This is a genomic window from Methanimicrococcus hongohii (assembly GCF_032594095.1).
Classification (GTDB): Archaea; Halobacteriota; Methanosarcinia; order Methanosarcinales; family Methanosarcinaceae; genus Methanimicrococcus; species Methanimicrococcus hongohii.
Genome location: NZ_CP131059.1, coordinates 40,133 through 66,640 on the forward strand (window position 1 = coordinate 40,133; position 26,508 = coordinate 66,640).

Consider the following 26,508-nt stretch of genomic DNA (forward strand, 5'->3'; position numbering starts at 1 on the left):
TGTTTATTATTCGTTTAATTTGTTCATTTGTTTAATTTGTTCATTTGTTTAAAAATTTAATAATCTTTAACAGGTGCAGGCATGGGAAAGAAAAAAGAGGATCATTCGCAAGATTCTGATGAATATGCAGAACTTGTCGAGCCGAGGATTTCAAAATATCTTCGTTATTTCGTTTTATTCGTATTGTTTTCAAGTATTGCTTTGATTGCGTGGAATGTGTTTACCGGTCTCGAAGACGGCGTGACATTAGATAATATTTTGCAGGAAAATATCTATTTCTTCTTCTTCACCATCATGACTTTAGTTTACATGTCGCTTCCCGGACTGATTCAAAGAAGAATGGGCTTTGTCGTTGATCCGCGCCTTATCGTTGTGATTTCAGTTTTCATTTTTGCCGGCTCTTTTCTCGGACAGGCGTTCAGTTTCTTTGACCGCTTCGCTTGGTGGGACACGATGCTGCACACCATTTCCGGTATCATTTTAGGTTTGATCGCGTTTGCTTTGACATCTGCGTTGAATGATTCTAAAAAAGCGCATTTGGATTTGAACCCTTTTTATGTCGCGCTTTTCTCATTCACTTTTGCAGTTGCCGGCGGCGCGATTTGGGAAATCGTTGAATATCTGATGGACTGGATTTTCGGAACAACAATGCAATGCTGGGATGAAGATGCCGCTTCTTATTTAACCGGAAATCCCGCATACCAGAGCGCGGCGATTATTGACACAATGGAAGATTTAATGGTGGATGCAATCGGCGCTTTGATCGTTTCGGTTGTCGGTTATTTCTATCTCTCAAACGGAAGGCCTTTTATGAGGGCTAAAAAAATGATCGTCAATGAAGATGAAAACGATTCCAAGAGAAGCTCATACAGAATCGCGAAAAACAACAAAAAAATTACAAAACAAAAATTGCAGACAAAAACAGCGGGTGAAAATGATAAAAACGGCAATGAAGGGGACAAAATAGAAAAATGAAAACAATAAAAAAATAATGAAAATTAAAAACTTACGTTCAATGAAAAATACACAATTTTTGAGCGGATGAATCATTTTTCATTATTTTAATCATTTTCTCTTTTCTTCTTTTTTGTATTTCTCTTTGTGTTTTCTTTTTTGATTTTTTTCTTTTTTTATTTCCGATTGGAGTCGGGTTTTTGTTTCCGCTTGGGGTCAGGTTTTTGTTTCCGCTTGGAGTCAGGTTTTCGGTTCCCGCTTGGAGTCAGGTTTTCGGTTTCCGCTTGGAGTCAGGTTTTCTGTTTCTGCTTGGAGTCAGGTTTTCTGTTTCCGTTTGGAGTCAGGTTTTCGGTTTCCGCTTGGAGTCAGGTTTTCGGTTTCCGCTTGGAGTCAGGTTTTCGGTTTCCGGTTGGAGTCGGGTTTCCGCTTGCTGCTGCCGGCAGGCTTTCGCCGGCAGGCAACTGCCCGCCGCCCGCGCGAGCCGCACAAGTTTTTAAAAACAATCAAAAGCGGGAGTTTCATTTTTTAAAAAAAGAAGAAAAAGGAAGTGCATTTTTTTAAAAATCAAAAAACCAGCCGAATTCAAAAACAGATCGAAATAATCCAAAAATTATAATAACTCATTTAAAATCAAAATCCATAATTAAATGTACATTTTAAAATAAAATAAGAAAGGTTTAAGACTAAAGCCGAACAAAAAGAAAGGAATCGGTTTGATTCATTATGGCCTATACTGAACTTATTGTCATTCTCATTTTGATATTGATCAACGGGCTTCTGTCCATGTCGGAAGTCGCAATCACATCTTCGCGCAAATCACGTTTGAAAAGCGCTGCTAAAAACGGGAAATCCGGCGCCCAAAAAGCATACGAGCTTGCCGAAAAACCGTCACGCTTTTTAGCGGCTGTTCAAATCGGCATCACAACAATCGGCGTCTTCTTAGGGATTTACTCCGGCATAACGCTCTCGGGCGACTTGGCCGCGATTCTTTCAAATATTGAAATCCTTGAGCCGTACGCACTTCCGCTCGCGATTTTAATCGTCGTTTTGATCGTGACTTACTTCTTAATCGTTCTCGGGGAATTGATTCCGAAGAAAATCGGACATTCGCGCCCGGAATTCATCGCAAGCTTGATTTCAAGACCGATGAACTTTATCTCAATTATTTTGTCTCCCGCCGCATGGTTTGTTAACGGCTCGGCAAATTTTGCCGGCAAAATCCTCGGCATCAAACCATATGAGCCGGCAACAACCGAAGAAGATGTCATCGCCATCGTTCAGGAAGGAATCGACGGCGGCGCGATCGACGAAACCGAACAGGATTTGGTGGAACGCATTTTCAGCTTGGATGACCGCAAAATCAGTTCGCTGATTACGCATAAAAATGATATTGTTTCAATTGAAGTGTCGGCATCACAGGAAGATGTTTTGAAAACAATCAAAGAAACGCCTTTTTCCGTTTATCCCGTGACTGACGGCGGCATTGACAATATCATCGGTGTTTTGCCCGTAAAAAAATTGGCCGTCGAAATAAATGACAGTGATTTCAGCATTGAACACGTCATGCAGTCCGTCAACTTTTTGCCTGAAAATATGACGATTTTATCCGTTTTGGAAAATTTCAGAACGGCTCAAAACCAGTATGCAATCATCACGGATGAATTCGGAAGCATCCTCGGTCTTGTGACGCTGAATGATATTTTTGAAGCGCTTGTCGGCGACGCAGCCACGCGCCCGCCTTCGTCTCATGAAGAATATGAAATCGTTCAAAGAACGCCGGATTCGTGGCTGATTGACGGTCAGTATCCGTTTTATGATTTTCTTGAATATTTTGATCTTTTGGATTTCAGAAACGAATACGATTACAACACGCTCAGCGGTATGATGCTGGACAAACTCGGCAAAATCCCGAGCGCCGGCGACAAATTCGATTGGCTTCATTTCGAACTTGAAGTGGTAGATATGGATTCGGCCCGCATTGATAAAGTGCTGATGACCGAAAAAGGTCTTTCGGCGCCGCTCGTTGAATAAACAAACAGAGATTGAAACGATTGTCGAATGAACAACGATTCATGAATGAACAATAATTGTCAAATGAACAATAATTGCCGAAATCCTGAATGATGAATTCTTGAATGGTGAATTTTAGAATGGTGAATTTATGATTTCCGATTCAAAATACGCTCTGCTTCCGTTTTCCGAACTTCCCGAACAATACCGGGAAATGTCAGAATCAAGAGCCGCTGAAAAAGGTGAAATTGAAGCCGCCGAAAAACTGCTTGAAAAAGCGGTTGCTGTATATAATGAAAAGCGAACGGATGAATTTGTGACATTCATGGCGGAAAATCCCGCGTCGGATTGGGCGCAGACGGATCTTTTTATCGAGCTTGAGCGTTATTACCGCCAATATATTCCGTTTTTGAATGAAAAAGGCGATCGCTGTCTTTGGATCAATTTGTTCTGCCGTCCCGTCGGTGATTGGAAAACACATCGCGTTTACGTTGAAGGCGGCGGTGTTTGCTTCTTTTCTGTCGGATTGAATTTGGATACAGGAAAGCGTTTTGATTTTATTGTCAATGATAAAAAATGAATATTATCCATAAAAATGAATATAATCTTGTTTTTAATTTACATTTAATTTTTATTTTTCATTTAATTTACATTTAATTTACATTTAATTTACATTTAATTTACATTTAATTTTAATTTTAATTTTAATTTTAGGTACAGAGATTCAACTTCAACGTTCTTTTTTATTTAATCAGAAGTATTTAAATAGAAATGTTTTTGTATTTACCAACCGTTTATACAATTGATATTGAAATGAAACCGTTTTACAAATAATTAAAATCAAAATAATTCGATTCACATTCATTCGGCGGTGTTATCTGATGAAAACAATCGGAATTTTAAATTGTAAAATATTGCAAGATGAAATACTGTATTTAATTGAGACTCATCCGGAAATAAAAGAGATTACTGTCATTGAAAATGGTGTACAGGAAGAGTTTTTGCAGAAATTAAACAAAATCGGCCGCCAATACAAAACAGTTCCGTCAATTCATTCTCTTCCCGATGCACAACCGCCGGAAACGGGAAAAAACGCCGATGACAGTTATTCTGTTATCATATGGAATGTCGAACTCGGTTTGCATTCTATTCCTAAAAAACTTAAAGAAAATATTTATGAGAATTTGGAACAGTTCGCACCGAAAGTCAACGGTATCTTTTTAATGTACGGTCTTTGCGGAAATGTTTTGGGAAATGCTGAAGAAGACTTCAAAGACATTCTTCCTGTTGTCATACTGAAAGAAGCAAATGGTTCAGTTGTAGACGATTGTGTCGGCGCCACTCTCGGCGGGCGCACGCAATATTTGAATTTGCTTAAAAGTTTCAAAGGTGTCGGAACTTTGATTTATACACCGATGTTTTCTTGTTCTCCGCTCGCCGATTTTTTTATGTATCCGGAAGGGATGTTCACCGATGAACAAATTTATGATATGAATAAAATGATGCTCGACGGCGCGAATTACCAATATGTCGCAAAACTTCACACGGGTTTGGAATATACTGAAAATTTTGATGAAAATATTCAAAATGTCGCGGATCTTTACAATTTAAAAGTTATTGAACTTGAAGGCGGCAGTCAAACAATCTTTGAAAATTGTTTCAATGAATTAAAACTTAAATTAAACATTTAAAATTTTTAAATTTGGAAGCTCGTCTCCTTTTTTCATAAAAACGATGTCATCTCGCATTAATTCTTATTTTAAATTTTTATTTTAATTCTTATTTTAATTCTGATTTTGTATTTTGTTTTGGTTGTGTTTTGTTTTAATTCTCATTTCAATATAATTCATGACATCTCAAAAGATATATAATCATAAACAGTATACTTTTATAATAATGGTTGCGATTTCAACGATTAAAAAAATCGATGACAGATTCCATTCAAATTTAATCGAAAAATATCTGTTTTAATAATCGTCGTTAAAATTAAAACAAAAACACAACCAAAATAAAAACAAAATAAAAAACAAAAAAACGATTTCAAAACTTTGGATTATACATTAATTAAAAAAATCACATATTTTGGAGGAAAATCCATGGCAGTAGTAATTGACAGAGATGAATGTACCGGCTGCGGTCTTTGTATTGACGAGTGTCCGTCTGAAGCGCTCAGTTTTGACGCGGAAGGCATTTCCACAGTAGACCCCGACTTATGCGTTGAATGCGGCGCTTGCGTTGATGTCTGTCCCGTTGTGGCCATTACATTGTAAAATCATATAATTTTTGAATTCATTATGAATTCCATCCGGAATTCGATTCATTTGTAAATCATGACAGGGAAAGCCTTTTTTACTTTCCTTTTTCTTTTTGTCGTAACAAATATTTTTTGCTGAATCACTTTTTTTTCATTCAAACGCAAAAAATCGAGCCGACCGATACATTTTTGCAAAGGGATTTATATACTATTTTCACATATTAAGAATTACTTGTTCTTAAGAGTTTGAGAACAAACGATAAAAACGAAAATTGAAAAAAACGATTTTCAAGAATTTCAAATCTAATTTCAAGTTTATTTGGAGGATTATACTATGTTACCCGTTGTTAACAGAACAGAATGTACCGGTTGCGGTATTTGTGTAGATGACTGCCCCTCGGGCGCAATTACCTTAGACGATGCAGGCATTTCCGTCATTGACAAAAATGCATGCACAGACTGCGGCGCCTGCATTTCCGCCTGCCCGGCAGAAGCAATCGCTGAAAGCTGATTTCAAAGCTGATTCATTATTGAATCAACTTTAAAATTTTACTTCTTTTACATTATTTTCATTTTATTTTTCATTTATTCTTCTTATTATCTATCTATTATCTATTATTCTTCGTCTCTTCTTTTCGTTTTTATTTTTTAAACGCGAATCTTTTTTCGATTATTTTTAAAAATGGAGCTCTCATTTGATTATTTTGGAAAAATGCAATCCCGTCTTGATTCTTTTTTAAAATGATGCGACTCGCACGCGGCGGCGACAGCGACAGCGGCAACTGCGGCAGCAGCAAACACAAATAAAAACACAAACCCGATGGGCAGCAGCAACGCAAATACAAGCGCAAATGCAAACAAATTATTTTTCAAATATCCGGTATCCCGTTTTCAGCCCTTTCTTCACGTTTTGGCTTTTTCAGCGAAAGCATTAATAATCCCGACAATTTAACTATCGGTATTTATGCGATATGCGAGAGATGTATCGTATTTTTCAATTGAGTTTTCCGAGAGGTTCTTAAATGGCAAAGATTAAAGTTGGTGTTTTAGGCGCAACCGGCAACGTCGGTCAGCGTTTTATTCAGGCATTGGACAACCACCCGTGGTTTGAGATTTCAGCGCTCGCGGCATCTGAGCGAAGCGCCGGCAAAAAATACGGCGAGGTGGCCGACTGGAAACTCGGCACGGAAATCCCCGAATCTGTCGAAGATATTGAAGTTGTTGCAATCGACCCGAAAAATATTGACGCCGACATCGTTTTTTCCGCGCTTCCTGCAGATCTTGCAATGACGATTGAGCCGGCTTTTGCAAAAGAAGGATTTGTTGTCGCCAGCAACGCCGCGTCTTTTCGAATGGAAGAAGACATTCCGCTTGCGATTCCGGAAGTAAATCCCGATCATTTAGATTTGATCGATGTTCAAAAGAAGAACAGAAACTGGGACGGCTGCATCATTACCAATCCGAATTGTTCGACCATTGTGATGGCAGTTACCTTAAAACCGCTTCTTGAATTCGGCATCGAATCCATCAATGTCGCGACGATGCAGGCAATTTCAGGCGCCGGCTACAACGGCGTTTACGCGATGTCTATTTATGACAATATTGTGCCGTACATCGGCGGCGAAGAAGAAAAAATCGAAACTGAAACGCTGAAGATTTTCGGCGACTTTGACGGCGCGAAAGTTAAAAACGCTCCCTTTAAGGTCAGCGCGTCCTGCAACCGCGTTCCCGTCATTGACGGTCACACCGAAGCGATTTGGGCAACGCTTGCAAAGAACCCGAAACCTGATGCTGTCCGCGACGCGTTCCTCAAGTTCGACCCGGGACTTTCACATCTTCCGACCGAACCGAAGCATCCGATTATCGTTCGCGACGAACCCGACAGACCGCAGCCGAGATTGGACCGCGACATGGGCAAAGGCATGAGCGTCTCTGTCGGCAGGATCAGGGAAGGCATCCGTTATGTCGCGCTCGGTCACAACACCGTTCGCGGCGCGGCAGGCGCAAGCGTTTTGAACGCAGAGCTTCTCAAAGAAAAAGGATACCTTTAAGCGTATCTTTTTTCATTTTTTTCTTTCAATTTTTTCTTTTCATTTTTTGATTTTCTTCATTCGTTTTTATTTATTTTTGTAAAAATGGGGTACGGTTTTCGATTTTTTTAAGATTGGTGCAGTTTGCGCGCGGCGGCGGCTTGCCGCTGCAAACGCAAACCTGACTCCCGCTGCAAACGCAAACCTGACTCCCGCTGCAAACGCAAACCTGACTCCCGCTGCAAACGCAAACCTGACTCCCGCTGCAAACGCAAACCTGACTCCCGCTGCAAACAAACACCTCCCTCTCACTGTAAACAAACACCTTTCTCCAACTGCTAAATTATAAATTATTTTTAGATTTTTTAAACAAATTTTGATTTTTGGCGCGATGCCAAATTTTCCGACATATTTATAAATCTGAATACACATTTTCATTTCAATGACTGAAAACAATAAAAACGAAGAAATCACGGGGCTTGAACTGAGTCCGCGCAAGGTTTCTTACCTCAAATTTCTGCTGGAAAAAAACACGACGGTTCGGACAACTGAAATTTCGGAAGAATTTGAAGTTGATCCGTCGACGGTGACTAAATTAGTCGCTGAGCTTGCCGAAGAAGGATTTATCGATCATATTCCTTACCGCGGCGTCAAATTGACGAATTTCGGAAAAACTTACGCCGAATTTTGTTTAAAACGTCATCAGATTCTCAGTTTGATGTTTTCACATTACGGTTTAACGCCTGAGGAATCCTGCGGCGAAACATCGCGTATCGAAACATTCGTTTCCAAAAAGGCGATTGACAGAATGTGTTCTTCAATGGGGCATCCGACAATTTCATGCTGCGTCAAATCAAATGAAGCGCGCCAAATCAATCATGATTCGTGTTTTCATGAAAAGCATCCCAATATCATAAAAAAACTTTAACGCCGGTTTTGGATTTATCGGCGATATAAAACATTCTTTTTGATTCTTGTTATCAAAGGAAAGGTCATTTCAAACTAAATTTTTGGTATAGTGCCAAAATTCTGGGGGAATGACCAAATTTTACAAATTAAAAGATTTCAAAAATTTCAAAGAAATATCAAGAAATTAATTTTCTTCAAAGAAATTAAAAAATTCAAAATTATTTTCAAACCATCTTTCGATTTATCTTTCAAATCAACTTTCAAATCAACTTTCAACTTATCTTTCAAATTACTTTATCATTTCAAAAAGAGATACAATATGAAATCAAAAAAATCAATTCTCCTCCTTACAGTCGTTCTTACTGTTTTATTGATTGCCGCCGTTTCTTTTTCCGGCTGTCTTGACTCTGACGGCCATGACCATGATCACGGCGACCCGAACGCCACTTACGATCCGCTTGACAACGAATCTCTGAATTCTGTTTTAAACGGCAGCAAAATACTGGTTGCCGCAAGCGTTGTTCCGCAAACCGAATTTATTGAAAAAGTCGGCGGCGACAATGTGATTGCCATTTCCATGATTCCGGCAGGTGCCGGCCACACTTACGATCCGTCTCCGCGTCAATTGGAAGATTTATCCAAAGCCGACCTTTACATGCAGCTCGGATCGGATGAGCCTTTTGAAACGAACAACATGAAAACATTCATCGAAATGAACCAAAACATGACCGTCATCAACTCATCCGACGGCATCACGCTGATTCAAAGCGGCAGCTCCACCGACCCGCACATCTGGACATCTCCGAAATGCGCGATCATCATGGTTGAAAACACATACAAAGGACTTGCAGCAATTGATCCTGCCAATGAATCTTATTACCGCGCCAACGCCGACGCTTACATTGAAGAACTTGAAGCGTTCGACGCTGAATTGACGACAGAACTTTCCGATTTGAGTTCCCGCAATTTCATGGTTTATCACCCCGCTTGGGGATATTTCGCCCGCGATTACAATTTAACGCAAATTTCCGTTGAAGTTGACGGCAAAGAACCGGCGCCCAAAGACATTACAAAATTCATCAACATTGCCAAGGAAAATAATATATCCGTTATTTTTGTTCAGGAGCAGGTCAGCATAACAGGCGCGACCGCAATTGCCGAAGGATTCGGCGGCGAAGTTTACATAATCGATCCGCTCGCGAAAAATTATGTTGAAAATATGAGATATGTCGGTCAAGTTTTGGCCGAAAAAATGTCTTAAATTGAGGCTCGGAGAAACCAACCTGATATTTTATTGGAGATTTTATTGAATGCATGCAGAAGAAATTGATCCGAACGCGCCCGTTTTAGATGTGAAGCACCTTTGGGTCCGATACGGATCACACACCGCGCTTGAAGATGTTTCGCTTCGAATTGACGGTCCGGGCGAAATTCTTGCAATCATCGGTCCCAACGGCGGCGGAAAAACGACTTTTTTGAAAGCGATTCTTGGTTTGATTCCGATTTCAAAAGGGGAGATTTCCGTCTTCGGTTTGCCGCCCGAAAAAGCAAGACCGTATATCGGCTACGTTCCGCAGTACAGCAAATATGATTATGATTTCCCGATCAGCGTTCTTGAAGTCGTTTTAACGGGACGCCTCAAACGCGCGGGGTTGTTCCGCCGATATTCGAAAACAGATAAAGCCGCCGCAATGCAGGCGCTTGAAACTGTCGGAATGACGGAATACAAAGACGCGCAGATCGGCGAACTTTCAGGCGGTCAGCGCCAGCGTGTTTTCATCGCGCGCGCGCTTTCAAACGATCCGAAATTCTTGCTGATGGATGAGCCGAATACCGGGTTGGATACGTTTATGCAGGATGAGCTCTACCGCATTTTAGAGGAATTGAAAGCGAAAATGGCTATTCTCGTTATCAGTCATGATGTCGGCGCAGTTTCTGCCCATATGGATAAAATCGCTTGTATGAACCGCCGCCTCTATTTCCACGACACGAAAGAAATGTCGCGCGAAGATTTCATTTCCGCTTACGGCTGTTCGATTGATTTGATCGCGCACGGGGCGCCTCACCGCGTTCTGGACACGCATCCTTACGCGCACGGCGCAGACGGCAGTGTTTGCGGCTGCGGTGTCGGCGGCAGTCCGAGCAGCCCGAGCAGCCTGTCTGAATCTGATGAAAATAATAATGAAAAAAACAGTGATGAAATAAACAGTAATGAAAAAAACAGTGATGAAAATAATGATGAAGCGGAGGCGAAATAATGCTGGAAATTTTTGACGCTCTTCAATACACATTTATTCAGCGCGCGATTTTGGCAACGATTTTAACTTCCATTGCCTGCGGTGTCATCGGCGTTTATGTTGTGACGAAAAAGATTGTTTTCATTGCCGGCGGTATCTCTCACGCTTGTTTTGGCGGCATCGGCCTCAGTTTTTATCTCGGTCTCAATCCGCTGCTCGGGCTTTTGCCGTTCAGCATTTTGTCGGCGGGTGCGCTCGGTTTTTTGAGTAAAAAAACAAAAGTTTCCGAAGACTCCGCAATCGGCATTTTATGGTCGCTCGGCGTTGCAATCGGTGTCATTCTCATTTATCTGACGCCCGGCTACGCGCCTGATTTGATGACTTATTTGTTCGGAAATATCTTGACTGTTCCGGCTTCCGATATTTGGCTCATGGTTGCGATCGACATTATCATTTTGATCGTTGTCGTTTTGTTCTTTAAAGAATTCCTTTCCATGTGCTTTGATGAGGAATATACGCGCGTCGTCGGCGTTTCCGCGGACAAAATTTATTTGCTGCTCCTTTGCCTGCTCGCGCTTGCAACGGTTGCGATGATCAAAGTTGTCGGCATTATATTGATTATTGCGATGCTTTCGATTCCGGCATCTATCAGCCGCAAGTTTTCGCATAATATGAAGACGATGATGGTTTATTCAAGTGTGATCGGCGCTGTTCTGAGTTTGGCCGGTCTGGCTTTGTCATATCAGTTTGATTTGCCGTCGGGCGCCACGATCATTTTGGTGATGAGCGTTGTTTATTTGTTCATCGTCGGCGTGAGCGAAATTTGGAAAAGAATTCAAAGAAAGAATGTGGATGCTGATTTTGATTAATTGTTTTGAATGTTGAAATCGTTTCAAATCGTTTTCAAATCTGTTTCTTCATTTTTATTTTTATTTTCTTTTTTGTATTGCGGCGAAGCCGTAAAATCGCGAAGCGATTTTAAGCAAACACCTCCCTCCCGTCGGAAACAAACACCTCCCTCCCGTCGGAAACAAACACCTCCCTCCCGTCGGAAACAAACACCTCCCTCCCGTCGGAAACAAACACCTCCCTCCCGTCGGAAACAAACACCGCTTTCTTTAATTTTTGAAAAACCGTGAGTGATTTATTTGAAAAATTTTGAAAAACGGGGCAAGTCGCGCGCGTCGAGGCGGTTGCCAAACGGCAAGCCGTGTTCAGAAATAATATGAAAACTAAAAAAGAAAACTAAAAAAGAAAACTAAAAAATGAAATGTAAAAAAGAAGAAATGAAGAAAAACGAACTCAAGAGTTCGTTCATTTTCGTTCTTCAAGCAATTTTCGGATTTCGGAAACTTCTGAAATCAATCGTTCCATTTCCTGAGATTGTGCTGAAAAAGAAGTTTGTGCGGCAGCTGATGCTGCAGGCGTTTCTTCGCCGCCCGTGACAGCCGTTACAGGCGCCGTTCCTCTGACAAAATCCATGATAAATGCGCGAAGCGGCTCGGCATCTTCCATGCCGATGATTGAAATTTCAGAACCGGCTTTACCGCCCGAATTTCCGGCGGTTTGGATTTGAAGATTTGAAATCTTAAAGAGGCGCATGACCGGACCCTGAGAAATGTCAATATTTGTAATTCTGTTGTAAGGGACGATTCCGGTTTTTCTAAACCAAACGCCGCGCTTCCATGTCATTTCAGTGTCGTTTAAATGGTAAACAATGGATTTGTAATAAAGCTGAACCCAAACGAAAACCACAACGATCAGAATCAGCAGGATGAAAATAAAGAGTCCTGCGGCAATCGCGACGGATCCTGTAAACATAAACGGAAAAATGAGCCAGCCGAGTGTAAAGACGGCGATAATGATCGTTGTAAAAACGGTGTAAATCAACAAATAAGGTTTGTAATTTGTTGACGGTTTGAAATCTTCTTTAAAAGGTATCATAAACAAATTACGACAACTCAAAGATAAGTATTTTTGCTGAAAAAGAAAACAATGGAGATTCAGAAGAGTTCTTCGCATCTGCGCATTTCTCCAAAAACATCCACCTCAATATCATTGTGAGGTTCGGATGAGAACATGATCTTTTCAAGTGTTTTAATTGCTTTTTTATCTTTGACAATAATAATATCTGTTAATGATGACGTTGCCATTTTCCTGAGCCTCCTTTATTTGAATAATGGCTGAATCACTTGGTAGTCTTAATAGATTCCGATTTTTTTAAAAACGAAATGTTTATATTTGAATGACAGGCATTTGCCGATAATCCGATGTCGGTTTCATTGTATAAATAAATCATTTCCGTTTTAAAAACATTTAACAGTCGATTTGAAAATAAATATTTTTTTGAAAATTTTGACAAATTTAGTAGATTTTTGAAAGATTTTTATCCTTATTTCTTCCACCAAATATGTACATACAATCCGTCTTCGGGCAAACCAAAACCTTTTCCCGGAGTTTCCTTAAATGTCCGCTTCAGATAATCTTCAACAATCTCAATCTGCCAATCTTCTTTTGCCGCCAATCTGTCCGCATATTCCTCCAAAACTTCTTCGAATGTTTCATAAAAATGAGAGTCGCAAAGCGGCAAAACTTCTAAATTCGCATAAATTCCTGTTTGATACAAAGCGCTCCAAATCAAATCTGCCGTCGGGCGACCGTAATATTCTTCGCTGTGAAGTTTTGTCCAAAGCGCTTCATTGATTCGCCCCCACGGCGGGTCAATCAAAAACCAAAAAATATGAACTTCTTTTCGCGCGACCGCATTCATTTTCAAAAGCGCTTCTTTCAAATCGGGAACAGACATCGCAAAAGAAGAAACAACATAATCGAATTGCCCGACCTCATCGAAATTTACGTCTTCCCAAACTTTCGCAATAATTGGAATATCGGCGGAAACGCCTTTTATTTTTTTGTATTCTGCCATCGCTTCATGCATCGGCGGTGCAGGCTCAACGGCGGTGACGCGGCAGCCGGCAGCGGTGAGCGGCACGGCAAGCGTTCCCGGACCGGCGCCGATGTCCAGGATGGTTGATTCCGGTGGGAATTGCAGGCAATTAAGCTGATCGTTGAAGCGCTCCACATTTCCGCTAATCAGATTTTGAAGCATTTGATCGGTGTTTTTCTGAACCGAAAAACGCTGAGCACCTGTTTGAAAATTTGTCATCTTTGACTGATTGGCGTAATGTTCGTTCCATTCGCGGTTGGCGTCATTCATGTGAATCATCCGTAACTGATCAAATTTTGATCGTTTTTAATCAAAATCGTTTATTTATCAAATCGCTTAATCAAAATCAACCGTTCCTTCGATTCCGTCCAAAATTCCGGGCGAAAGTTCCAATATCAAAACATTTTCATCGGGAATATTTTGTTTGTTTTGAATTTTGAAATTTTTGGCGGAAATGAAGCCGAGCCGCTCATAAAATTTCGGGTCGCCGACAAGAATGACGGCGGCATAACCTTCTGTTTTGGCGCGCTTCAAACTTTCCCGAATCAAATCCGAGCCGAGTCCTTTGTTCCGACAGTCTTCGGCGATTGCAACCGGCGCGAGAATCAGAATTTCAAACATATTTTTCGGAAGCGATTTGACGCCGTGAATTGCAATTTTTGAAAGCATAATGTGACCGACGAGCTTGTTGTCGGCGTTTTCATCTTCCATGACAAGAGCCAATTCAGGAATATAATTTCCGCCGGTTCTTAATTTGCTGACGTAATCCTGTTCCGTTCCGCCGGAAACGTAAGCGGTCTGAAATGCGGTTTTGACAAATTCGTGAATTTGCGAAAAATCCGATTCGGTTTCTTGTCTGATAATCATAATTTGAAAATGCGGTTTCGATATATATTTTTTAAGAAATGTGTGAACCTATTTAATATATTAATCTGATTTAAAAAACGGGGAATAAACAACTGACAACTATTACAACTGTTAAAATTGGAGCTGTTAAAGTTGGAACTGTTAAAGTTGGAACTGTTAAAGGTTAAGAGGTAAAATTATGATACACATTGTAAAAGAATATGAACGCGTCGTCATTTTCAGATTGGGCAGATTAAACGGTGTCAAAGGTCCGGGTTTATTTTTTACAACTCCTTTTCTTGACAAAACCGAAAAAATTGACATGAGAACGGTTACGATCGACGTTCCGAAACAGGACATCATTACAAAAGACAACGTGACGATCACGGTTGACGCGATTGTTTATTATCGTGTGATGGATCCGGAAATGGCGATTACGGAAGTCGAGGATTACAGATATGCAACCGCCATGCTCGCTCAAACGACGCTTCGTGATGTTTTAGGACAAATGGAGCTTGACGAAGTTTTGACGCAGCGCGAAAAAGTGAATGAAGATTTACAAAAGCTTCTTGACAGAGATACAGATCCCTGGGGCATCCGCGTGTCAGCGGTGACGATTCGCGACGTCAGCCTGCCCGACTCCATGCTGCGCGCCATCGCAAAGCAGGCCGAAGCCGAACGAGAGAAGCGCTCCAGAATCATTTTGGCAGAGGGCGAGCAGATTTCCGCAACAAAAATGCGTGATGCTGCCGCGCTGTATGATGAAATTCCGGTCGCAATCCGTCTCAGAGAATTGCAGACGCTTTCCGAAATCGCGCGTGAAAAGAATATGATCGTCGTGACAAACACGACTGATACGGGCGACATGATTGCAATGGCAAACGCGACAGCTGCAAGAAAACAAAACAGATAAAATTGAAAAAAAGAATTGGATATATTAAAAGTTCATAATCAAAAATTACAAGAAAACATTCAAGGAATAAGATTTTTTCTCTTATTCTTTTTGTTTTTGAATAATACTCTTATTTTTAAACATTTTTAAACATCATTTTTCCTTCAAATTTCTGTCAAATAATAACCGCCGGTTTTTGGTGCGCCTCTGAATTCAATTTGATTGCCGTCAACTAATTTTTTAAGACATCTTTGAGTCGTACGCAAACTGATATTGAGTTTTTCGACAATGCCCGGCGTATTTATCCCAGGGGAATCATAAATACATTCTAAAACTAATTGACAATGGGTGTCATTTGTTTCATCAATTTCTGTATTTACTCCGCCATGTCGGCTGTTATCTACACCGCCACTTTTGGGATTGTCTGTATTTACTCCGCCATGCCGACTGCTGTCTACACCGCCACTTTTGGGATTGTCTGTATTTATGTCGCCATGTCGGCTGTTATCTACACCGCCATTTTTGAGATGATCTGCATTTACACCGCCATGTCGACTGCTGTCTACACCGCCAACATTCTCATTTTTCGGTTTTGTCTTGCTATTTACATTATCTGCTTTTGTTTCCTGTTTCATTTGGGTTTTGAAAAGTCTCAGTAAATCATTTTGCGTTTCAATAACTCTGTCGGCAATGAATTCTTTAAACGGAACATCATTGATATGAGCGGTTTCCAATGTACGGATATATTCAGATCTTAAAATTGCGGGAATGAGGGCAATTGAATATTTATTTCGAAGTAGACTTAAATTCATCAGCAAACGGGCAAGTCTTCCGTTGCCGTCAATGAACGGGTGAATAAATACAAATTTTTTGTGAACATGCGCCGCAAATTCGACCGGATTCATTTTATGTTCGGTTTGATTGAACCATTTGACAAATGCTTTCATTTCTTTTTCGATTTCTTTAAATGGTGTTACGGAATATTCACTTCCGCTGATAAAAACAGGAACTTGGCGATAGGTTCCCGCGTTTTTTGAATCAATCATTTCATAGAAAAATCTGTGAAGTAAAAGAATGTCTTCTTCTTCCAAAATTTTACGGGAGGCAAGCTCCCAAATATAATCATATGCTTTAGCATGACCGACCGCTTCATAAATATCGCGAAGCGGTTTCCCGTCAATTGTCAATCCGTCTTCAATAACGATTTTGGTTTCGGATTCGGTTAAACTGTTTCCTTCAAGAGCATTGCTGGAATAGGTGAGGCCGACGCGGTAATAATCCTTGAGCGATTTTAACGTCTCTTTTGGAAGCGGGCGGTAAGACAGCAATTTTTCATTGTTTTCTTCCGCTTTTTTTAATTTTTGTTCCAAAGATTGCATTTTTGTCACCACTCTATTAATGAATCGAAATCAAATACAATAGAAGCTAAAAGCAATTAAATCTATCTGAGTATGAAGAAACGGTTATTGTGATTTTTGACTTTCACTTCCTGCCTGCCGCCGCGCGCGAGCCGCTCCATTTTTCATTCGTTTTCAATGATGCCGACACGTATTTTTGAAATAAATGTCTAAAATAAGAGCGCATCCGCTTTTCATTTGAAATTATCAAAAAGAAATAAAAATAAAAAACGTGGGGCCGGTGAGATTTGAACTCACAACCGACGGGTCTCTCCGAATTGTCGATTTTTTCGACACTCTTTCAAGCACTTTCAGCGCTCCAACGGTTCCTCATCGTTTTTTCCCGTCGGAAAAAACTCGGTTGACCCGTTGCTCATCATTAAATATCCGCTGGAGCCCATCGCCCTACCAGGTTAGGCCACAGCCCCACCACGTTTTAAGATTTGTTTTCTGTTCGTTAAAGAGAACAGGAAACATTATAGGAAATTCAAAATTAATAAATGTTTTGAATCCGTCTGCTAAAAGAGAATAATTAAATATAGCCTTAACGGTCATAATATTTAAAAATCAATGAGTATCTAAGGAATCGGCATTTGGCTGATGAATTTGATCGAAAAATGTTGAATAATGGGAAATTAATACATAAAATAAAAAACATAAGATAAAAAATAATAAAATGGAGAGGGAAATAAATATGGCATTCTGGGATTCTTTCGATTGGCTGGACTGGCTTTTAATTCTTTTGATTTTAATTTTCTTAATCATGATTATCAGAAACGTGTATCTGTTAATGAAAAGAAGAAACGAATATATGTCCTTAAAAGAAGCGCAAACGCAGTATGTACAGGAACACAATAAACATGCAAATGCCCGAAAAGAAGCGCAGGATGCGGTCTTTGAAGACGAAAATAAAAGTGAAAATGAAAACGAGTCAAAAAGAAACGATTGATGTCGTTTAAATTTCATTTTTAATTTTTTTCATTATTTCTTTTTATCATTTTTATTATCAAATTGTCAAAATTATCAAAAACGGCTTTCACAGTTTGGGTGATTATATCGATATTTTATATGTATCAAGATATAACGCCGACAAAAAAACGATGTCGGCACCTTAATAATTTAAAAAAGGTGTTACCATAGTTGCATTTACATTAAGACCCTACCAAAATTCTGACCGCAGCGATTGCGCAAAATGTCTTTATGAAGGTTTCTTTGATTGTGAAATTAATGAAAACGACATGATTTTTTTAGAAGATTATGCTCAAGTCATGGTTGAAAATTGCCATTTTACTTATGTTGCCGTTGCCGATGACGGGCAAGTTATCGGGCTCATCAGCGGTCTTTATCAAAAGAATTTTGACAAAAAACTCTCAAAAGCATACGATTACAAGCGCCATTACGGATTGGCCGTGAAATTCATGCTGAAGTATTTCACGGGACTTTACTATCTGTCCGATGGCTTCAAGCGCGATTTTAAAATATTTTTTGCAAAACTTCAAGAGCGAAATGATAAAATGGTCGGCGTCTGCGACTGCGAACTTGCCGCGCTCACCACGCGAAAAGAATACAGAAAAGGACTCGGGACAGCTCTTGTCAATAAAATGGTTGAGCATTGTCGCGAAAAGAATGTCAAAACCATACGCGTTTTTACAAATACAGCTTCAACTTATGGTTTTTATGATAAATACGGGTTTGATTTGGTCAAAGAAGTGCTGTTTACAATAAAAGGCGTTTCGGGCAGGTCGCTGATTTATGAATTGGAAATATAATTGAAAAACAATTGAAAATAAAATTAAAAATAATATCAAAATGAAACAAAAATAACTTGGAAAATAAATTCTTATGCCCGCGTTTTATTTATTCCGAACATCGGGAAACGGAAATTATCTTGGACCTGCGTTTTATTGACTTCGAACATCAGGAAACGAAGAATTACAGTCCTGTCATACGAGAAGCATTTACTCAAATGACAGTTTGACCTGCAATAACAAAATAAACCTCATCGGTATAAATACGTTTTTTTATTTTTGCTAAATATATCTCCTCAATTCTTATTTTTTAATTTGTTTTACAACTCTAAAAACTTCTCATTATTCTACATCGTTATCAATGACAAATCACGGGAAGATTTATAAACACATAGATTTTACATTTAACCGGTGAGCTCCATGCTTATTGTCAATGCAGTTATTAAAATCAAACCCGGAACGGAAAAGGAATTCTTAGAAAAAGTTCAGCCGCTGATTACAGCCAGCCGCAAGGACGAAGGCTGTCTCAGCTATGCGCTTTTCAAAAGCACTGAAGAAGAAAATTCCTTCATGATGATTGAACAATGGGAAAACCCAGAAATGCTGGAGAAACACTCTCAACAACCGCATTATCTTAAATTCGGCGAAGATGCAGGTCCGCTGATGGCGGCCGAACTCAGTATTCAAGCTTATCCTGTTGCAGATTAACGAAATAAATGTTGGACTGCACGGAATAATACAAAATTAAATAATATCTAAAAACGGTATTGTGAAACATCAATACGAAAATAAATCAAAACAAACACTATGAGTAGCAAAAAACATAGTTAAATAAAAAAAGGCGGCCCGGATTTTTCCGAGTTCGCCTTATTTTTTTGATTTTCAAATCATTTTATTCATTTCGATTCAATCTGTTTTTGAATTGCTTTATTTGACTTTTTTTTGATTTGAATCGCTTTATTTGATTTGAATTGTTTTTTGATTTGAATTGTTTTTTGATTTGAATTGTTTTTTGATTTGAATTGTTTTTTGATTTGAATTGTTTTTTGATTTGAATTGTTTTTTGATTTGAATTGTTTTTTGATTATTTTTTTTCTCTTTTGTTTTTCAAACAATTAAGCGTTTTCCGGAATCTTCTCTTTGAATCTTGTGTAAGACCAAAGCTGATAAATCAGCACGATCGGAACAAATATCAAAGCCGCGTAAAACATCAACGAAAGCGTCAATTGGCTCGATGCGCCGGTAAAGATGCTGACGCCGTATTCCGTGTTGATCGTTGACTTCAAAATGTACGGGTAAAGCGACACACAGCCTGTTGCCGCGCCGAAGAAAATCGTTCCGAGATTTGCAAGGAATGCAAAAAGCGGACGGTCGGATTTCTTAAAGGCAAGCAGAATACAAGCCAAAGCGCAGACGACTGCAATTGCCGGAATCGCATACAAGATCGGATAAGCGTTGTAGTTGACCGCAAATCCGTCAGTGTTGAAGAGCGCGATGATGTAAATCAAAGCAACGACTGCAACCGCAACAGATGTTTTTTTACCGAAACTCTTACAATTGTCGGAAAGCTCGCCGACGGTTTTGTGAGCCGTCCAGAGCGCGCCGGATGTCAGGAACAGCAGGACGAACAGCAAAGCGCCGAGCAATGCGTGAATGTTGAACAGTCCGAGAAGCGTTCCTTCGTACACGTAATCGGCGTTGATGACCAAACCTCTGAAGAAGTTGGTGAACGCAACGCCCAAGACGACCGTAATCAGCAGGCTTCCGAGCGCCCAGCCGTAGCGGAACACTTTTTGAAGCTTTTCATTTCCGTCCTGATAAATCAGTTCAACGCAAATACCGCGCATAATGACAGCAACAAGCAGAAGCATCATCGGAATGTAAAGCCATGTAAACATCTTGGAGAAGATGAGCGGAAATGCTGCGAATGTGCCGCCGGCCGCTAAAATCAGCCAAACCTGATTGCCGCCCCAGAACGGACCGATGGATTTGGCGGTCTGAATGGTTTGCACCATGTTTTTCGGGAGGAACGCGGCAAGCATGCCTGCGCCGAGCGGGAAGGAGTCCGCGACGAGATAAATCGCCCAAATGACACACCAAAGGACAAACCAAATGTTGATGAGAAGTTCGTAATCAAGCATGTTCTTTCACCTCGGGTCCTGCGATGATTGCTCTTTTCATCAAGTAAAGGAACAGGAAGAACAAGAGCAGATAGAAGAGCACCAAAAGTCCCATCGAGAACAGGATTTGGATTGCGGGAATTCCTGAAATCGCTTCCGATGTCCTGTAAAGGCCGTAAACGATCCACGGCTGACGCCCGACTTCGGCGACTGCCCAGCCGAACATGATTGCAATATACGGGAGCGGAATGCTGTAAAGCATGAGCTTCATGTATTTGCGCGATTTGGGGCTTTCCATTGTCGGATCTTTGCGGACGAGGTAGAGGCCTGCCAGCGCTTCTAAGATGAAAACGATGCCCAGCATAACCATGATTCTGAAGCTGAAGAATGTTATTGCTACAGGCGGCCGATCCTCTTCGGGGACATCATTCAGCCCCGTCACCTCGCCGCGCGGATCGCCTGTCAGCAGGAAACTTCCGACGTACGGAATGCCGATTGCTTGGACGAGATTGCGCTCCTGCGAGTCGGACGGAATTTGAATCAGATACATCGGCAGTTCTGATCCGCTTTCCCAGACGGCTTCCATCGCCGCCGCTTTGACGGGCTGGACTTGGCCGACGTAGTGACCGTAAAACATGCCGAGTGTCGGCAAAAGAATTGCGGAAATGATCAAAACGTAAACGCCGAGCTTCATTGACGTGCGGTACATATCGACGTTGGATTTTTTGAGCAGATAATATCCGCTGATTGCTGTCATAAAGAGCGCGGATAAGAGGTAAGCTGCCAAAAGCGTGTGAATGAGCATGTACCAAAGGTACGGATTTGTTAAAACCGCGCCAAAATCGGACAGCAGAACTTTGCTGCCGTCAGCGGCCATTTGGTAGCCGACCGGATTTTGCATGAATGCGTTTGCCGTGATAATCCAAATGGCGGAAATCATGGTTCCGATGGAGACTAAAACCATTGAAATCGCTTTAAGCGCCGGTTTTTTGTAGCTTGTGAAAAGCCATATGCCGAAGAATGTGGCTTCTAAAAAGAATGCAATGAGCGCTTCAAGAGCGAGCGGTGAGGCGAAAACGTCTCCCATGAATTCGGCGTATTGTCCCCAATTGGTTCCGAATTGGAACGTCATGGCAAAACCGGTTACGATACCGAATGCGAAATTTATTTTAAAGAGATTGCCCCAGAATTGAGCCAATTTCTTCCATTTTTCTTGTTTTGTTTTCCAATATTTGACTTCAAAACCTGCCACCATCGCGCCGAGACCGATTGTCAGCGGAACGAAAATAAAGTGGAAAAAGACGGTTATGGCGAATTGAAGTCGACTTAATAGGACGATATCTTCTATCATATAAAAACCACCTGTTTTAAGCATAAACAGCCGTACAATCAAATGTACAATTTAAATGTATAATCAAATTTTATTGATATCGAAATTGAATATACAAACATATTATACAACATATTATACAAACATATATTTGAAAAATATATATTATTTTATATTATGATTCAAACATATTTATATTTGCTTCAATTTCATAAGTTATATCCCTGTTTTGAAACCTCGAAAGAAATCGAAATCTCTACTTAATAGTAATTATTCTCAAATATAAATACTTGACCGTAAAAGCTGAAAACGATGATGGGATGTAAATATTATTTTATATTCATAAATTTCATGTCAAATCTTTTTAGACATTAGTTTTAAATAATAATAATTCTTATTAAGCTTAAAGTTCATTGAGTTGAACTTTATGAAACATCCGGTAAACATAAAATTCGGATAATCTCCACGAACTATCTGAAACCAAAACCAACCATAAATGAATTCAACCCCAACAAAATTCATTATTTAAAAAACGAATCCCAAAAACGAATAAAAGTTAAAAACGACCGGATGTTTTTTTAATTATTTCTAAATAATTCACTTTTTAATGAATTCATATTGATAAAAACTGATTGATAAAAACTGACATATCTGACGTAAAAGTTACAAAAACGGTTTCGAAATTTTTAAAAACGATAATAAAACAACGATAAAAACAAGAATAAAAATAATATTGCCATTAAAAACACTAAAAAATACTAATTATGATCATTAAAAACGATTGCAATACATCCATTATAATCAACAAATGAGAGGGTAAAATTATGGATTTTACAACTTTATTTAAAGCGCCGGAAACGGAAGGAAAAGAAAAACATGTTCCGGTTATTGAACGCGGAAGCGGTCACGGCGGAACACACGACAATGTCGTTATTGTGACTGTCGGAAAGGAAACACCGCATCCGAACACTCTTGAACATCATATTGTTTGGGTTGAACTTTACGGTGTCAAAAAAGAAAACGATCAGGTTGTCTGTATCGGCCGCGCAGATTTTGCGCCGACGGTTGCCGAGCCTGTTGCAACTTTCAAAGCGCTTGATTTAAGTCTATTCAAAGCGCTTGGCGCGATTTCTTACTGCAACATCCATGGTGTTTGGAAAAACACTTTGGAACTTTAATTTTTTTATTTCCATTTTATTTCTCCTTATTTTTTATTTTTTCATCTTCAATCAAATGTGATTAAAGACGGGGCTGCCTTTTGATTCATTTTTTAAAATCGAGTTTGCTATTTTGATTCATTTTTTAAATCGGATTTTCTTTTTTGGTGAATTTTTAAAGGCCGAGCGGCTCGCGCGGCGGCGGTTGTCGGCAGAGCGCAAACCTGTTCGGCAGCGGCAACATTAAATGACAGTTGCAGACTTGCAGGCTCGGCAGGAACAGGCGCAGTAAAAGACAGTTTCAAGAAGACAATTAGCAGGAACAGAACGCAGCCGAAAAATCAGAATTGTTTTTTGTTTTTATTTCATACTTTCGATAAAATGAAACATCCTCTTTCATTCATTTTCTTCAAAAACGGAACGCCTTTTTTATTCAAAATCTAAATCATTTAAGATGAGAGTTTTATCGGGCGTTCAGATTTATTGTTTTTGAATATCAGATGTTTTGATTCCGCTAATTTTACATTTCCGATTTGAATACTAACCAGAAGTTAATCTTTTGATTGATTCTGTTTATCTCTCAAAACCATTTCAAAAATTCGGAACATTTATATACTATCGTTTTATTTTATCTTTTGTTCAATTATATTACTCTAACAGGGTGAAAAACATGTCTTACAAAAAATACGATGATGAATCTTCTTGCGCCGATTCGAGCTCTTACGGCTCGGCGGAAGAGGACGGCTTCATGTCGGAATGCATCTCTGATGAAGACAGCGGATTGGCCGGAACAACCGATTCCTGTTCCGCTGATGCAGAACCGGGTGAAAATCCGAATTCTGATCTTTTGGAGGAGAATGCCGCCTTACTCAAACGAGCAGAGGATTTAACTTCGGCATATCTGACACTTGCAGCCGATTTCGAAAATTATAAAAAACGAAATCAAAAGCATCTTGATGACATTAAGAAATTTGCAAGCGAACCGCTCATGCTGGATATGATTGAAGTCGCCGATAACTTCGAGCGCGCAATCAATTCTGCCGAAAGCGAAACCGCCGACAAGGATTCTTTAATGGAGGGCGTGAAAAACACGTACCGTCAATTTATGAATCTTCTTGAAAAGAACGGTCTTTCCAGGATTCCTTCAAATCCCGGAACCGAATTTGACCCGCATCTTCATGAATCCGTCGCACAAATTCCGACCGCAGATTGTCCGGAAGAAACAATTATTGAAGTTTTCAAACCCGGTTATACTCTGCATTCCAAAGTTATACGACCGGCAACAGTGACGATTTCAACAGAACCCTGAAATTGAAACGAACAAAAATAAAAACTGAAATTAAAATGAATTCAAATCAAAAAAATTCTTTAAAATTTATAATGAATTTCAAAAATCAATATAAATTAATTCAAATTAATATAAATTAATTCAAATTAATTCAAATTAATTCAAATTAATTCAAATTAATATTATTTCGATAAAAGCTTCAACAAAACTTGAAACTCGATCAACTTAATAAATTCAATAAAACTCAATAATATATTCGAAACGTTCAATCTCAAAAACAACACAAAAACAAGGTGAATTATAATGGCAAAAATTTTAGGTATCGACTTAGGTACAACCAACTCATGTATGGCAATTATGGAAGGCAGCGAACCGACAGTTCTTCCCAACGCCGAAGGCGGCAGAACAACTCCTTCCGTCGTCGGCTTCTCAAAGAAGGGCGAAAAACTCGTCGGTCAAATCGCAAAAAGACAAGCTGTTTCCAACTCCAAGAACACCGTCCAGTCTGTTAAAAGACATATGGGCGACGCAAACTACAGAGTTACTTTAAACGACAAAGAATATACGCCGCAGGAAATTTCCGCAATGATCTTGCAGAAATTGAAGACAGATGCAGAAGCATACCTCGGCGAAACCATCACGCAGGCTGTTATCACAGTTCCCGCATACTTCAATGACGCTCAGAGACAGGCAACGAAAGATGCCGGTACAATCGCAGGTCTCGAAGTTTTAAGAATCATCAACGAACCGACAGCCGCTGCTTTGGCATACGGTCTTGACAAGGAAGAAGGTTCCAAAGACCAGAAGATCCTCGTCTACGACTTGGGCGGCGGAACATTCGACGTTTCTATTTTAGAAATCGGCGACGGCATCTTTGAAGTTTTGTCCACCAGCGGTGACACAAGTCTCGGCGGCGACGACTTTGACAACAGAATCGTTGACTACCTCGTCACCGAATTCAAGAAATCCCACGGCGCAGACTTGTCCAAAGACTTGGCAGCTCTCCAGCGTTTGAAGGATGCCGCTGAAAAAGCAAAGATCGAACTCTCAGGCGTGACCACGACCAACATCAATTTACCCTTTATCGCGCTCGGTCCGGACGGCGACCAGCTCCACATGGACATTGACATTACACGCGCACAATTCGAAAAGATGACTGAAGATCTTCTTGACAAAACACTTGTTTCCATGCGCCAGGCATTGGAAGACTCCAAGCTTGAAATCGGACAGATCGACAAAGTGATTCTCGTCGGCGGTTCTACAAGAATGCCCGCAGTCGTTGAACTGATTGAAAAATTCACCGGTAAAAAGCCGTACAAGAATATCAATCCCGATGAAGCCGTTGCAGTCGGCGCAGCCATTCAGGGCGGCGTTTTGACCGGCGACATTAAAGACATTCTTCTCTTGGACGTCATTCCGCTGACACTCGGTATCGAAACGATGGGCGGCGTCTCCACTCCGCTGATTGAGAGAAACACCACGATTCCGACGAAGAAGAGTCAGATCTTCTCAACCGCTGCAAACAACCAGACTTCTGTTGAAATCCATGTTCTTCAGGGCGAGCGCAGTGTCGCTTCCGGCAACAAGACGCTTGGAAGATTCATCTTAGACGGCATTCCGCCGGCACCCCGCGGCATTCCTCAGGTGGAAGTGACGTTTGACATTGACGCAAACGGTATCCTTCACGTTGACGCCAAGGATCTCGGAACCGGTAAGAAGCAGTCTATTACGATTCAGAAGCCGGGCGGACTTTCCGATGAAGAAATCGACCGCATGGTCAAAGATGCTGAAATCCACGCCGAAGAAGACAAGAAGAGAAAGGAAGAAATCGAAATCCGCAACAACGCCGACTCTCTCTTAAACGCAGCCGAAAAAGCTGTTTCTCAGGCGCCCGAAGACATCGGTATTACCGCTGACCAAAAAGCAGCCGCAGAATCTGCAATGGCTGAATTAAAAACAGCTCTTGAAGGCACGGACATCGACGCAATCAAAGCGAAATCCGAAGCATTAGAGACGGCAATTTATCCGATTTCCGAAGCAATGTACAGAAAAGCATCCGAAGCGGCACAAGCGGCAAACGCTGATGCCGGCGCAGGCAACGCAGGTCCCGAGTATGAGGAACCGCAGGCCGAATATACGGCAAATGAAGATGTCGTTGACGCCGAATACGAAGAAGAGCCTGCCGAAGCATACAACGATGCCGACGCATACGAAGAGCCCGCAGAAGACGCCGAGAAGAAAGAGTAAATCCAAACTCTGAATTCAAAAGCGTAAATGAAAAAAGTCAAAACGCAAAACATAAATGCAAAACATAAATGCAAAACATAAATGCAAAACATAAATGCAAAACATAAATGCAAAACATAAATGCAAATAGCAGACCGGAGTC

30 protein-coding genes and 1 tRNA gene are annotated in these 26,508 nt (G+C 40.4%); 19 read left to right on the forward strand and 12 right to left on the reverse strand.

Annotation, left to right across the window (positions count from 1 at the left end; translation table 11 throughout):
• Positions 1-81 precede the first annotated feature (81 nt).
• The 7 genes from MmiHf6_RS00180 to MmiHf6_RS00210 all read left to right on the forward strand — a co-directional run bounded on the left by MmiHf6_RS00180 (position 82) and on the right by MmiHf6_RS00210 (position 5,729).
• On the forward strand, positions 82-975 hold the full coding sequence (locus tag MmiHf6_RS00180) for a DUF2238 domain-containing protein (protein WP_316557705.1): 894 nt from the start codon (positions 82-84) through the stop codon (positions 973-975).
• A 179-nt stretch (positions 976-1,154) separates the two neighbouring features.
• Entirely contained in the window at positions 1,155-1,451 is a 297-nt protein-coding gene (locus MmiHf6_RS00185; protein WP_316557706.1) for a hypothetical protein, read from the forward strand.
• A gap of 226 nt (positions 1,452-1,677) precedes the next feature.
• Complete coding sequence (locus MmiHf6_RS00190; protein WP_316557707.1) at positions 1,678-2,985, forward strand: hemolysin family protein; 1,308 nt, start codon at positions 1,678-1,680, stop codon at positions 2,983-2,985.
• A gap of 130 nt (positions 2,986-3,115) precedes the next feature.
• Positions 3,116-3,544, forward strand: a complete 429-nt coding sequence (locus MmiHf6_RS00195) for a hypothetical protein (protein ID WP_316557708.1) — start codon at positions 3,116-3,118, stop codon at positions 3,542-3,544.
• Between the two features lie 301 nt (positions 3,545-3,845).
• Positions 3,846-4,655, forward strand: a complete 810-nt coding sequence (locus tag MmiHf6_RS00200; protein WP_316557709.1) for a DUF1638 domain-containing protein — start codon at positions 3,846-3,848, stop codon at positions 4,653-4,655.
• Between the two features lie 405 nt (positions 4,656-5,060).
• The gene (locus MmiHf6_RS00205; protein WP_316557710.1) at positions 5,061-5,234 is read left to right on the forward strand and encodes a 4Fe-4S binding protein; all 174 of its coding nucleotides are present in this window, start codon (positions 5,061-5,063) and stop codon (positions 5,232-5,234) included.
• A 318-nt stretch (positions 5,235-5,552) separates the two neighbouring features.
• Positions 5,553-5,729: a 4Fe-4S binding protein gene (locus MmiHf6_RS00210; RefSeq protein WP_316557711.1), complete on the forward strand. Its 177-nt coding sequence runs from the start codon at positions 5,553-5,555 to the stop codon at positions 5,727-5,729.
• A 188-nt stretch (positions 5,730-5,917) separates the two neighbouring features.
• On the opposite strand, the gene MmiHf6_RS00215 is transcribed toward MmiHf6_RS00210, so the two are convergent.
• Positions 5,918-6,079: a hypothetical protein gene (locus MmiHf6_RS00215; RefSeq protein WP_316557712.1), complete on the reverse strand. Its 162-nt coding sequence runs from the start codon at positions 6,077-6,079 to the stop codon at positions 5,918-5,920.
• 161 nt (positions 6,080-6,240) lie between these two features.
• On the opposite strand from MmiHf6_RS00215, the gene asd reads away from it, so the two are divergent.
• The gene (asd, locus tag MmiHf6_RS00220) at positions 6,241-7,269 is read left to right on the forward strand and encodes an aspartate-semialdehyde dehydrogenase (RefSeq protein ID WP_316557713.1); all 1,029 of its coding nucleotides are present in this window, start codon (positions 6,241-6,243) and stop codon (positions 7,267-7,269) included.
• A gap of 70 nt (positions 7,270-7,339) precedes the next feature.
• Here asd and MmiHf6_RS00225 read toward each other — a convergent pair whose 3' ends face one another.
• On the reverse strand, positions 7,340-7,573 hold the full coding sequence (locus MmiHf6_RS00225; RefSeq protein WP_316557714.1) for a hypothetical protein: 234 nt from the start codon (positions 7,571-7,573) through the stop codon (positions 7,340-7,342).
• 117 nt (positions 7,574-7,690) lie between these two features.
• On the opposite strand from MmiHf6_RS00225, the gene MmiHf6_RS00230 reads away from it, so the two are divergent.
• The 4 genes from MmiHf6_RS00230 (at position 7,691) to MmiHf6_RS00245 (ending at position 11,263) form a co-directional block, all read left to right on the forward strand.
• Entirely contained in the window at positions 7,691-8,176 is a 486-nt protein-coding gene (locus tag MmiHf6_RS00230; RefSeq protein ID WP_316557715.1) for a metal-dependent transcriptional regulator, read from the forward strand.
• Between the two features lie 300 nt (positions 8,177-8,476).
• Positions 8,477-9,418: a metal ABC transporter solute-binding protein, Zn/Mn family gene (locus MmiHf6_RS00235; RefSeq protein WP_316557716.1), complete on the forward strand. Its 942-nt coding sequence runs from the start codon at positions 8,477-8,479 to the stop codon at positions 9,416-9,418.
• 49 nt (positions 9,419-9,467) lie between these two features.
• Complete coding sequence (locus MmiHf6_RS00240) at positions 9,468-10,415, forward strand: metal ABC transporter ATP-binding protein (RefSeq protein WP_316557717.1); 948 nt, start codon at positions 9,468-9,470, stop codon at positions 10,413-10,415.
• A gap of 8 nt (positions 10,416-10,423) precedes the next feature.
• Entirely contained in the window at positions 10,424-11,263 is an 840-nt protein-coding gene (locus tag MmiHf6_RS00245) for a metal ABC transporter permease (protein ID WP_420891331.1), read from the forward strand.
• A gap of 109 nt (positions 11,264-11,372) precedes the next feature.
• Here MmiHf6_RS00245 and MmiHf6_RS00250 read toward each other — a convergent pair whose 3' ends face one another.
• The 5 genes from MmiHf6_RS00250 to MmiHf6_RS00270 all read right to left on the reverse strand — a co-directional run bounded on the left by MmiHf6_RS00250 (position 11,373) and on the right by MmiHf6_RS00270 (position 14,208).
• Positions 11,373-11,594, reverse strand: coding sequence for a hypothetical protein (locus MmiHf6_RS00250; protein ID WP_316557719.1), 222 nt, complete (start codon positions 11,592-11,594; stop codon positions 11,373-11,375).
• A 114-nt stretch (positions 11,595-11,708) separates the two neighbouring features.
• Positions 11,709-12,338: a PH domain-containing protein gene (locus MmiHf6_RS00255; protein WP_316558676.1), complete on the reverse strand. Its 630-nt coding sequence runs from the start codon at positions 12,336-12,338 to the stop codon at positions 11,709-11,711.
• Positions 12,339-12,397: 59 nt separating this feature from the next.
• Positions 12,398-12,547 carry a hypothetical protein gene (locus MmiHf6_RS00260; RefSeq protein ID WP_316557720.1) on the reverse strand — a complete coding sequence of 50 codons (150 nt, stop codon included), beginning with the start codon at positions 12,545-12,547 and terminating at the stop codon, positions 12,398-12,400.
• 239 nt (positions 12,548-12,786) lie between these two features.
• Positions 12,787-13,620, reverse strand: a complete 834-nt coding sequence (locus tag MmiHf6_RS00265) for a class I SAM-dependent methyltransferase (RefSeq protein WP_316557721.1) — start codon at positions 13,618-13,620, stop codon at positions 12,787-12,789.
• A gap of 57 nt (positions 13,621-13,677) precedes the next feature.
• Entirely contained in the window at positions 13,678-14,208 is a 531-nt protein-coding gene (locus MmiHf6_RS00270; RefSeq protein WP_316557722.1) for a GNAT family N-acetyltransferase, read from the reverse strand.
• 178 nt (positions 14,209-14,386) lie between these two features.
• Between MmiHf6_RS00270 and MmiHf6_RS00275 the strand changes: the two genes are divergently transcribed.
• Entirely contained in the window at positions 14,387-15,100 is a 714-nt protein-coding gene (locus MmiHf6_RS00275) for a slipin family protein (RefSeq protein WP_316557723.1), read from the forward strand.
• A 143-nt stretch (positions 15,101-15,243) separates the two neighbouring features.
• On the opposite strand, the gene MmiHf6_RS00280 is transcribed toward MmiHf6_RS00275, so the two are convergent.
• Positions 15,244-16,458: a Fic family protein gene (locus MmiHf6_RS00280; protein ID WP_316557724.1), complete on the reverse strand. Its 1,215-nt coding sequence runs from the start codon at positions 16,456-16,458 to the stop codon at positions 15,244-15,246.
• A gap of 251 nt (positions 16,459-16,709) precedes the next feature.
• Positions 16,710-16,904: transfer RNA gene (locus tag MmiHf6_RS00285), tRNA-Trp, on the reverse strand.
• 266 nt (positions 16,905-17,170) lie between these two features.
• Here MmiHf6_RS00285 and MmiHf6_RS00290 point away from each other — a divergent pair.
• The 3 genes from MmiHf6_RS00290 (at position 17,171) to MmiHf6_RS00300 (ending at position 18,932) form a co-directional block, all read left to right on the forward strand.
• Entirely contained in the window at positions 17,171-17,425 is a 255-nt protein-coding gene (locus MmiHf6_RS00290) for a hypothetical protein (protein ID WP_316557725.1), read from the forward strand.
• A gap of 289 nt (positions 17,426-17,714) precedes the next feature.
• Complete coding sequence (locus MmiHf6_RS00295) at positions 17,715-18,245, forward strand: GNAT family N-acetyltransferase (RefSeq protein ID WP_316557726.1); 531 nt, start codon at positions 17,715-17,717, stop codon at positions 18,243-18,245.
• A 399-nt stretch (positions 18,246-18,644) separates the two neighbouring features.
• Complete coding sequence (locus MmiHf6_RS00300) at positions 18,645-18,932, forward strand: putative quinol monooxygenase (protein ID WP_316557727.1); 288 nt, start codon at positions 18,645-18,647, stop codon at positions 18,930-18,932.
• Between the two features lie 407 nt (positions 18,933-19,339).
• On the opposite strand, the gene cydB is transcribed toward MmiHf6_RS00300, so the two are convergent.
• On the reverse strand, positions 19,340-20,365 hold the full coding sequence (cydB, locus tag MmiHf6_RS00305; RefSeq protein WP_316557728.1) for a cytochrome d ubiquinol oxidase subunit II: 1,026 nt from the start codon (positions 20,363-20,365) through the stop codon (positions 19,340-19,342).
• Positions 20,358-21,695: a cytochrome ubiquinol oxidase subunit I gene (locus MmiHf6_RS00310; RefSeq protein WP_316557729.1), complete on the reverse strand. Its 1,338-nt coding sequence runs from the start codon at positions 21,693-21,695 to the stop codon at positions 20,358-20,360. The genes cydB and MmiHf6_RS00310 overlap by 8 nt, the downstream gene beginning before the upstream one ends.
• A gap of 803 nt (positions 21,696-22,498) precedes the next feature.
• On the opposite strand from MmiHf6_RS00310, the gene MmiHf6_RS00315 reads away from it, so the two are divergent.
• The gene (locus MmiHf6_RS00315) at positions 22,499-22,852 is read left to right on the forward strand and encodes a desulfoferrodoxin family protein (protein WP_316557730.1); all 354 of its coding nucleotides are present in this window, start codon (positions 22,499-22,501) and stop codon (positions 22,850-22,852) included.
• 107 nt (positions 22,853-22,959) lie between these two features.
• Here the strand turns inward: MmiHf6_RS00315 and MmiHf6_RS00320 are convergent, their stop codons facing one another.
• Positions 22,960-23,136 carry a hypothetical protein gene (locus tag MmiHf6_RS00320; protein ID WP_316557731.1) on the reverse strand — a complete coding sequence of 59 codons (177 nt, stop codon included), beginning with the start codon at positions 23,134-23,136 and terminating at the stop codon, positions 22,960-22,962.
• A gap of 365 nt (positions 23,137-23,501) precedes the next feature.
• Here MmiHf6_RS00320 and MmiHf6_RS00325 point away from each other — a divergent pair, with 365 nt between their 5' ends.
• The gene (locus MmiHf6_RS00325; protein ID WP_316557732.1) at positions 23,502-24,140 is read left to right on the forward strand and encodes a nucleotide exchange factor GrpE; all 639 of its coding nucleotides are present in this window, start codon (positions 23,502-23,504) and stop codon (positions 24,138-24,140) included.
• A 282-nt stretch (positions 24,141-24,422) separates the two neighbouring features.
• On the forward strand, positions 24,423-26,366 hold the full coding sequence (dnaK, locus tag MmiHf6_RS00330; RefSeq protein WP_316557733.1) for a molecular chaperone DnaK: 1,944 nt from the start codon (positions 24,423-24,425) through the stop codon (positions 26,364-26,366).
• The last annotated feature ends 142 nt before the right edge of the window (positions 26,367-26,508 follow it).

Bases quoted from the DNA above. Each gene is read 5' to 3' on its own strand.
- MmiHf6_RS00200 (WP_316557709.1), top strand. From the start codon at position 3,846: ATGAAAACAATCGGAATTTTAAATTGTAAAATATTGCAAGATGAAATA.
- cydB (WP_316557728.1), bottom strand. From the start codon at position 20,365: ATGCTTGATTACGAACTTCTCATCAACATTTGGTTTGTCCTTTGGTGT.
- MmiHf6_RS00190 (WP_316557707.1), top strand. From the start codon at position 1,678: ATGGCCTATACTGAACTTATTGTCATTCTCATTTTGATATTGATCAAC.
- MmiHf6_RS00210 (WP_316557711.1), top strand. From the start codon at position 5,553: ATGTTACCCGTTGTTAACAGAACAGAATGTACCGGTTGCGGTATTTGT.
- MmiHf6_RS00260 (WP_316557720.1), bottom strand. From the start codon at position 12,547: ATGGCAACGTCATCATTAACAGATATTATTATTGTCAAAGATAAAAAA.
- MmiHf6_RS00310 (WP_316557729.1), bottom strand. From the start codon at position 21,695: ATGATAGAAGATATCGTCCTATTAAGTCGACTTCAATTCGCCATAACC.
- MmiHf6_RS00315 (WP_316557730.1), top strand. From the start codon at position 22,499: ATGGATTTTACAACTTTATTTAAAGCGCCGGAAACGGAAGGAAAAGAA.
- MmiHf6_RS00275 (WP_316557723.1), top strand. From the start codon at position 14,387: ATGATACACATTGTAAAAGAATATGAACGCGTCGTCATTTTCAGATTG.
- MmiHf6_RS00195 (WP_316557708.1), top strand. From the start codon at position 3,116: ATGATTTCCGATTCAAAATACGCTCTGCTTCCGTTTTCCGAACTTCCC.
- MmiHf6_RS00300 (WP_316557727.1), top strand. From the start codon at position 18,645: ATGCTTATTGTCAATGCAGTTATTAAAATCAAACCCGGAACGGAAAAG.
- MmiHf6_RS00255 (WP_316558676.1), bottom strand. From the start codon at position 12,338: ATGATACCTTTTAAAGAAGATTTCAAACCGTCAACAAATTACAAACCT.
- MmiHf6_RS00270 (WP_316557722.1), bottom strand. From the start codon at position 14,208: ATGATTATCAGACAAGAAACCGAATCGGATTTTTCGCAAATTCACGAA.
- MmiHf6_RS00235 (WP_316557716.1), top strand. From the start codon at position 8,477: ATGAAATCAAAAAAATCAATTCTCCTCCTTACAGTCGTTCTTACTGTT.
- asd (WP_316557713.1), top strand. From the start codon at position 6,241: ATGGCAAAGATTAAAGTTGGTGTTTTAGGCGCAACCGGCAACGTCGGT.
- MmiHf6_RS00290 (WP_316557725.1), top strand. From the start codon at position 17,171: ATGGCATTCTGGGATTCTTTCGATTGGCTGGACTGGCTTTTAATTCTT.
- MmiHf6_RS00265 (WP_316557721.1), bottom strand. From the start codon at position 13,620: ATGATTCACATGAATGACGCCAACCGCGAATGGAACGAACATTACGCC.
- MmiHf6_RS00280 (WP_316557724.1), bottom strand. From the start codon at position 16,458: ATGCAATCTTTGGAACAAAAATTAAAAAAAGCGGAAGAAAACAATGAA.
- MmiHf6_RS00325 (WP_316557732.1), top strand. From the start codon at position 23,502: ATGTCTTACAAAAAATACGATGATGAATCTTCTTGCGCCGATTCGAGC.
- MmiHf6_RS00205 (WP_316557710.1), top strand. From the start codon at position 5,061: ATGGCAGTAGTAATTGACAGAGATGAATGTACCGGCTGCGGTCTTTGT.
- MmiHf6_RS00230 (WP_316557715.1), top strand. From the start codon at position 7,691: ATGACTGAAAACAATAAAAACGAAGAAATCACGGGGCTTGAACTGAGT.
- MmiHf6_RS00295 (WP_316557726.1), top strand. From the start codon at position 17,715: ATGATTTTTTTAGAAGATTATGCTCAAGTCATGGTTGAAAATTGCCAT.
- MmiHf6_RS00180 (WP_316557705.1), top strand. From the start codon at position 82: ATGGGAAAGAAAAAAGAGGATCATTCGCAAGATTCTGATGAATATGCA.
- dnaK (WP_316557733.1), top strand. From the start codon at position 24,423: ATGGCAAAAATTTTAGGTATCGACTTAGGTACAACCAACTCATGTATG.
- MmiHf6_RS00240 (WP_316557717.1), top strand. From the start codon at position 9,468: ATGCATGCAGAAGAAATTGATCCGAACGCGCCCGTTTTAGATGTGAAG.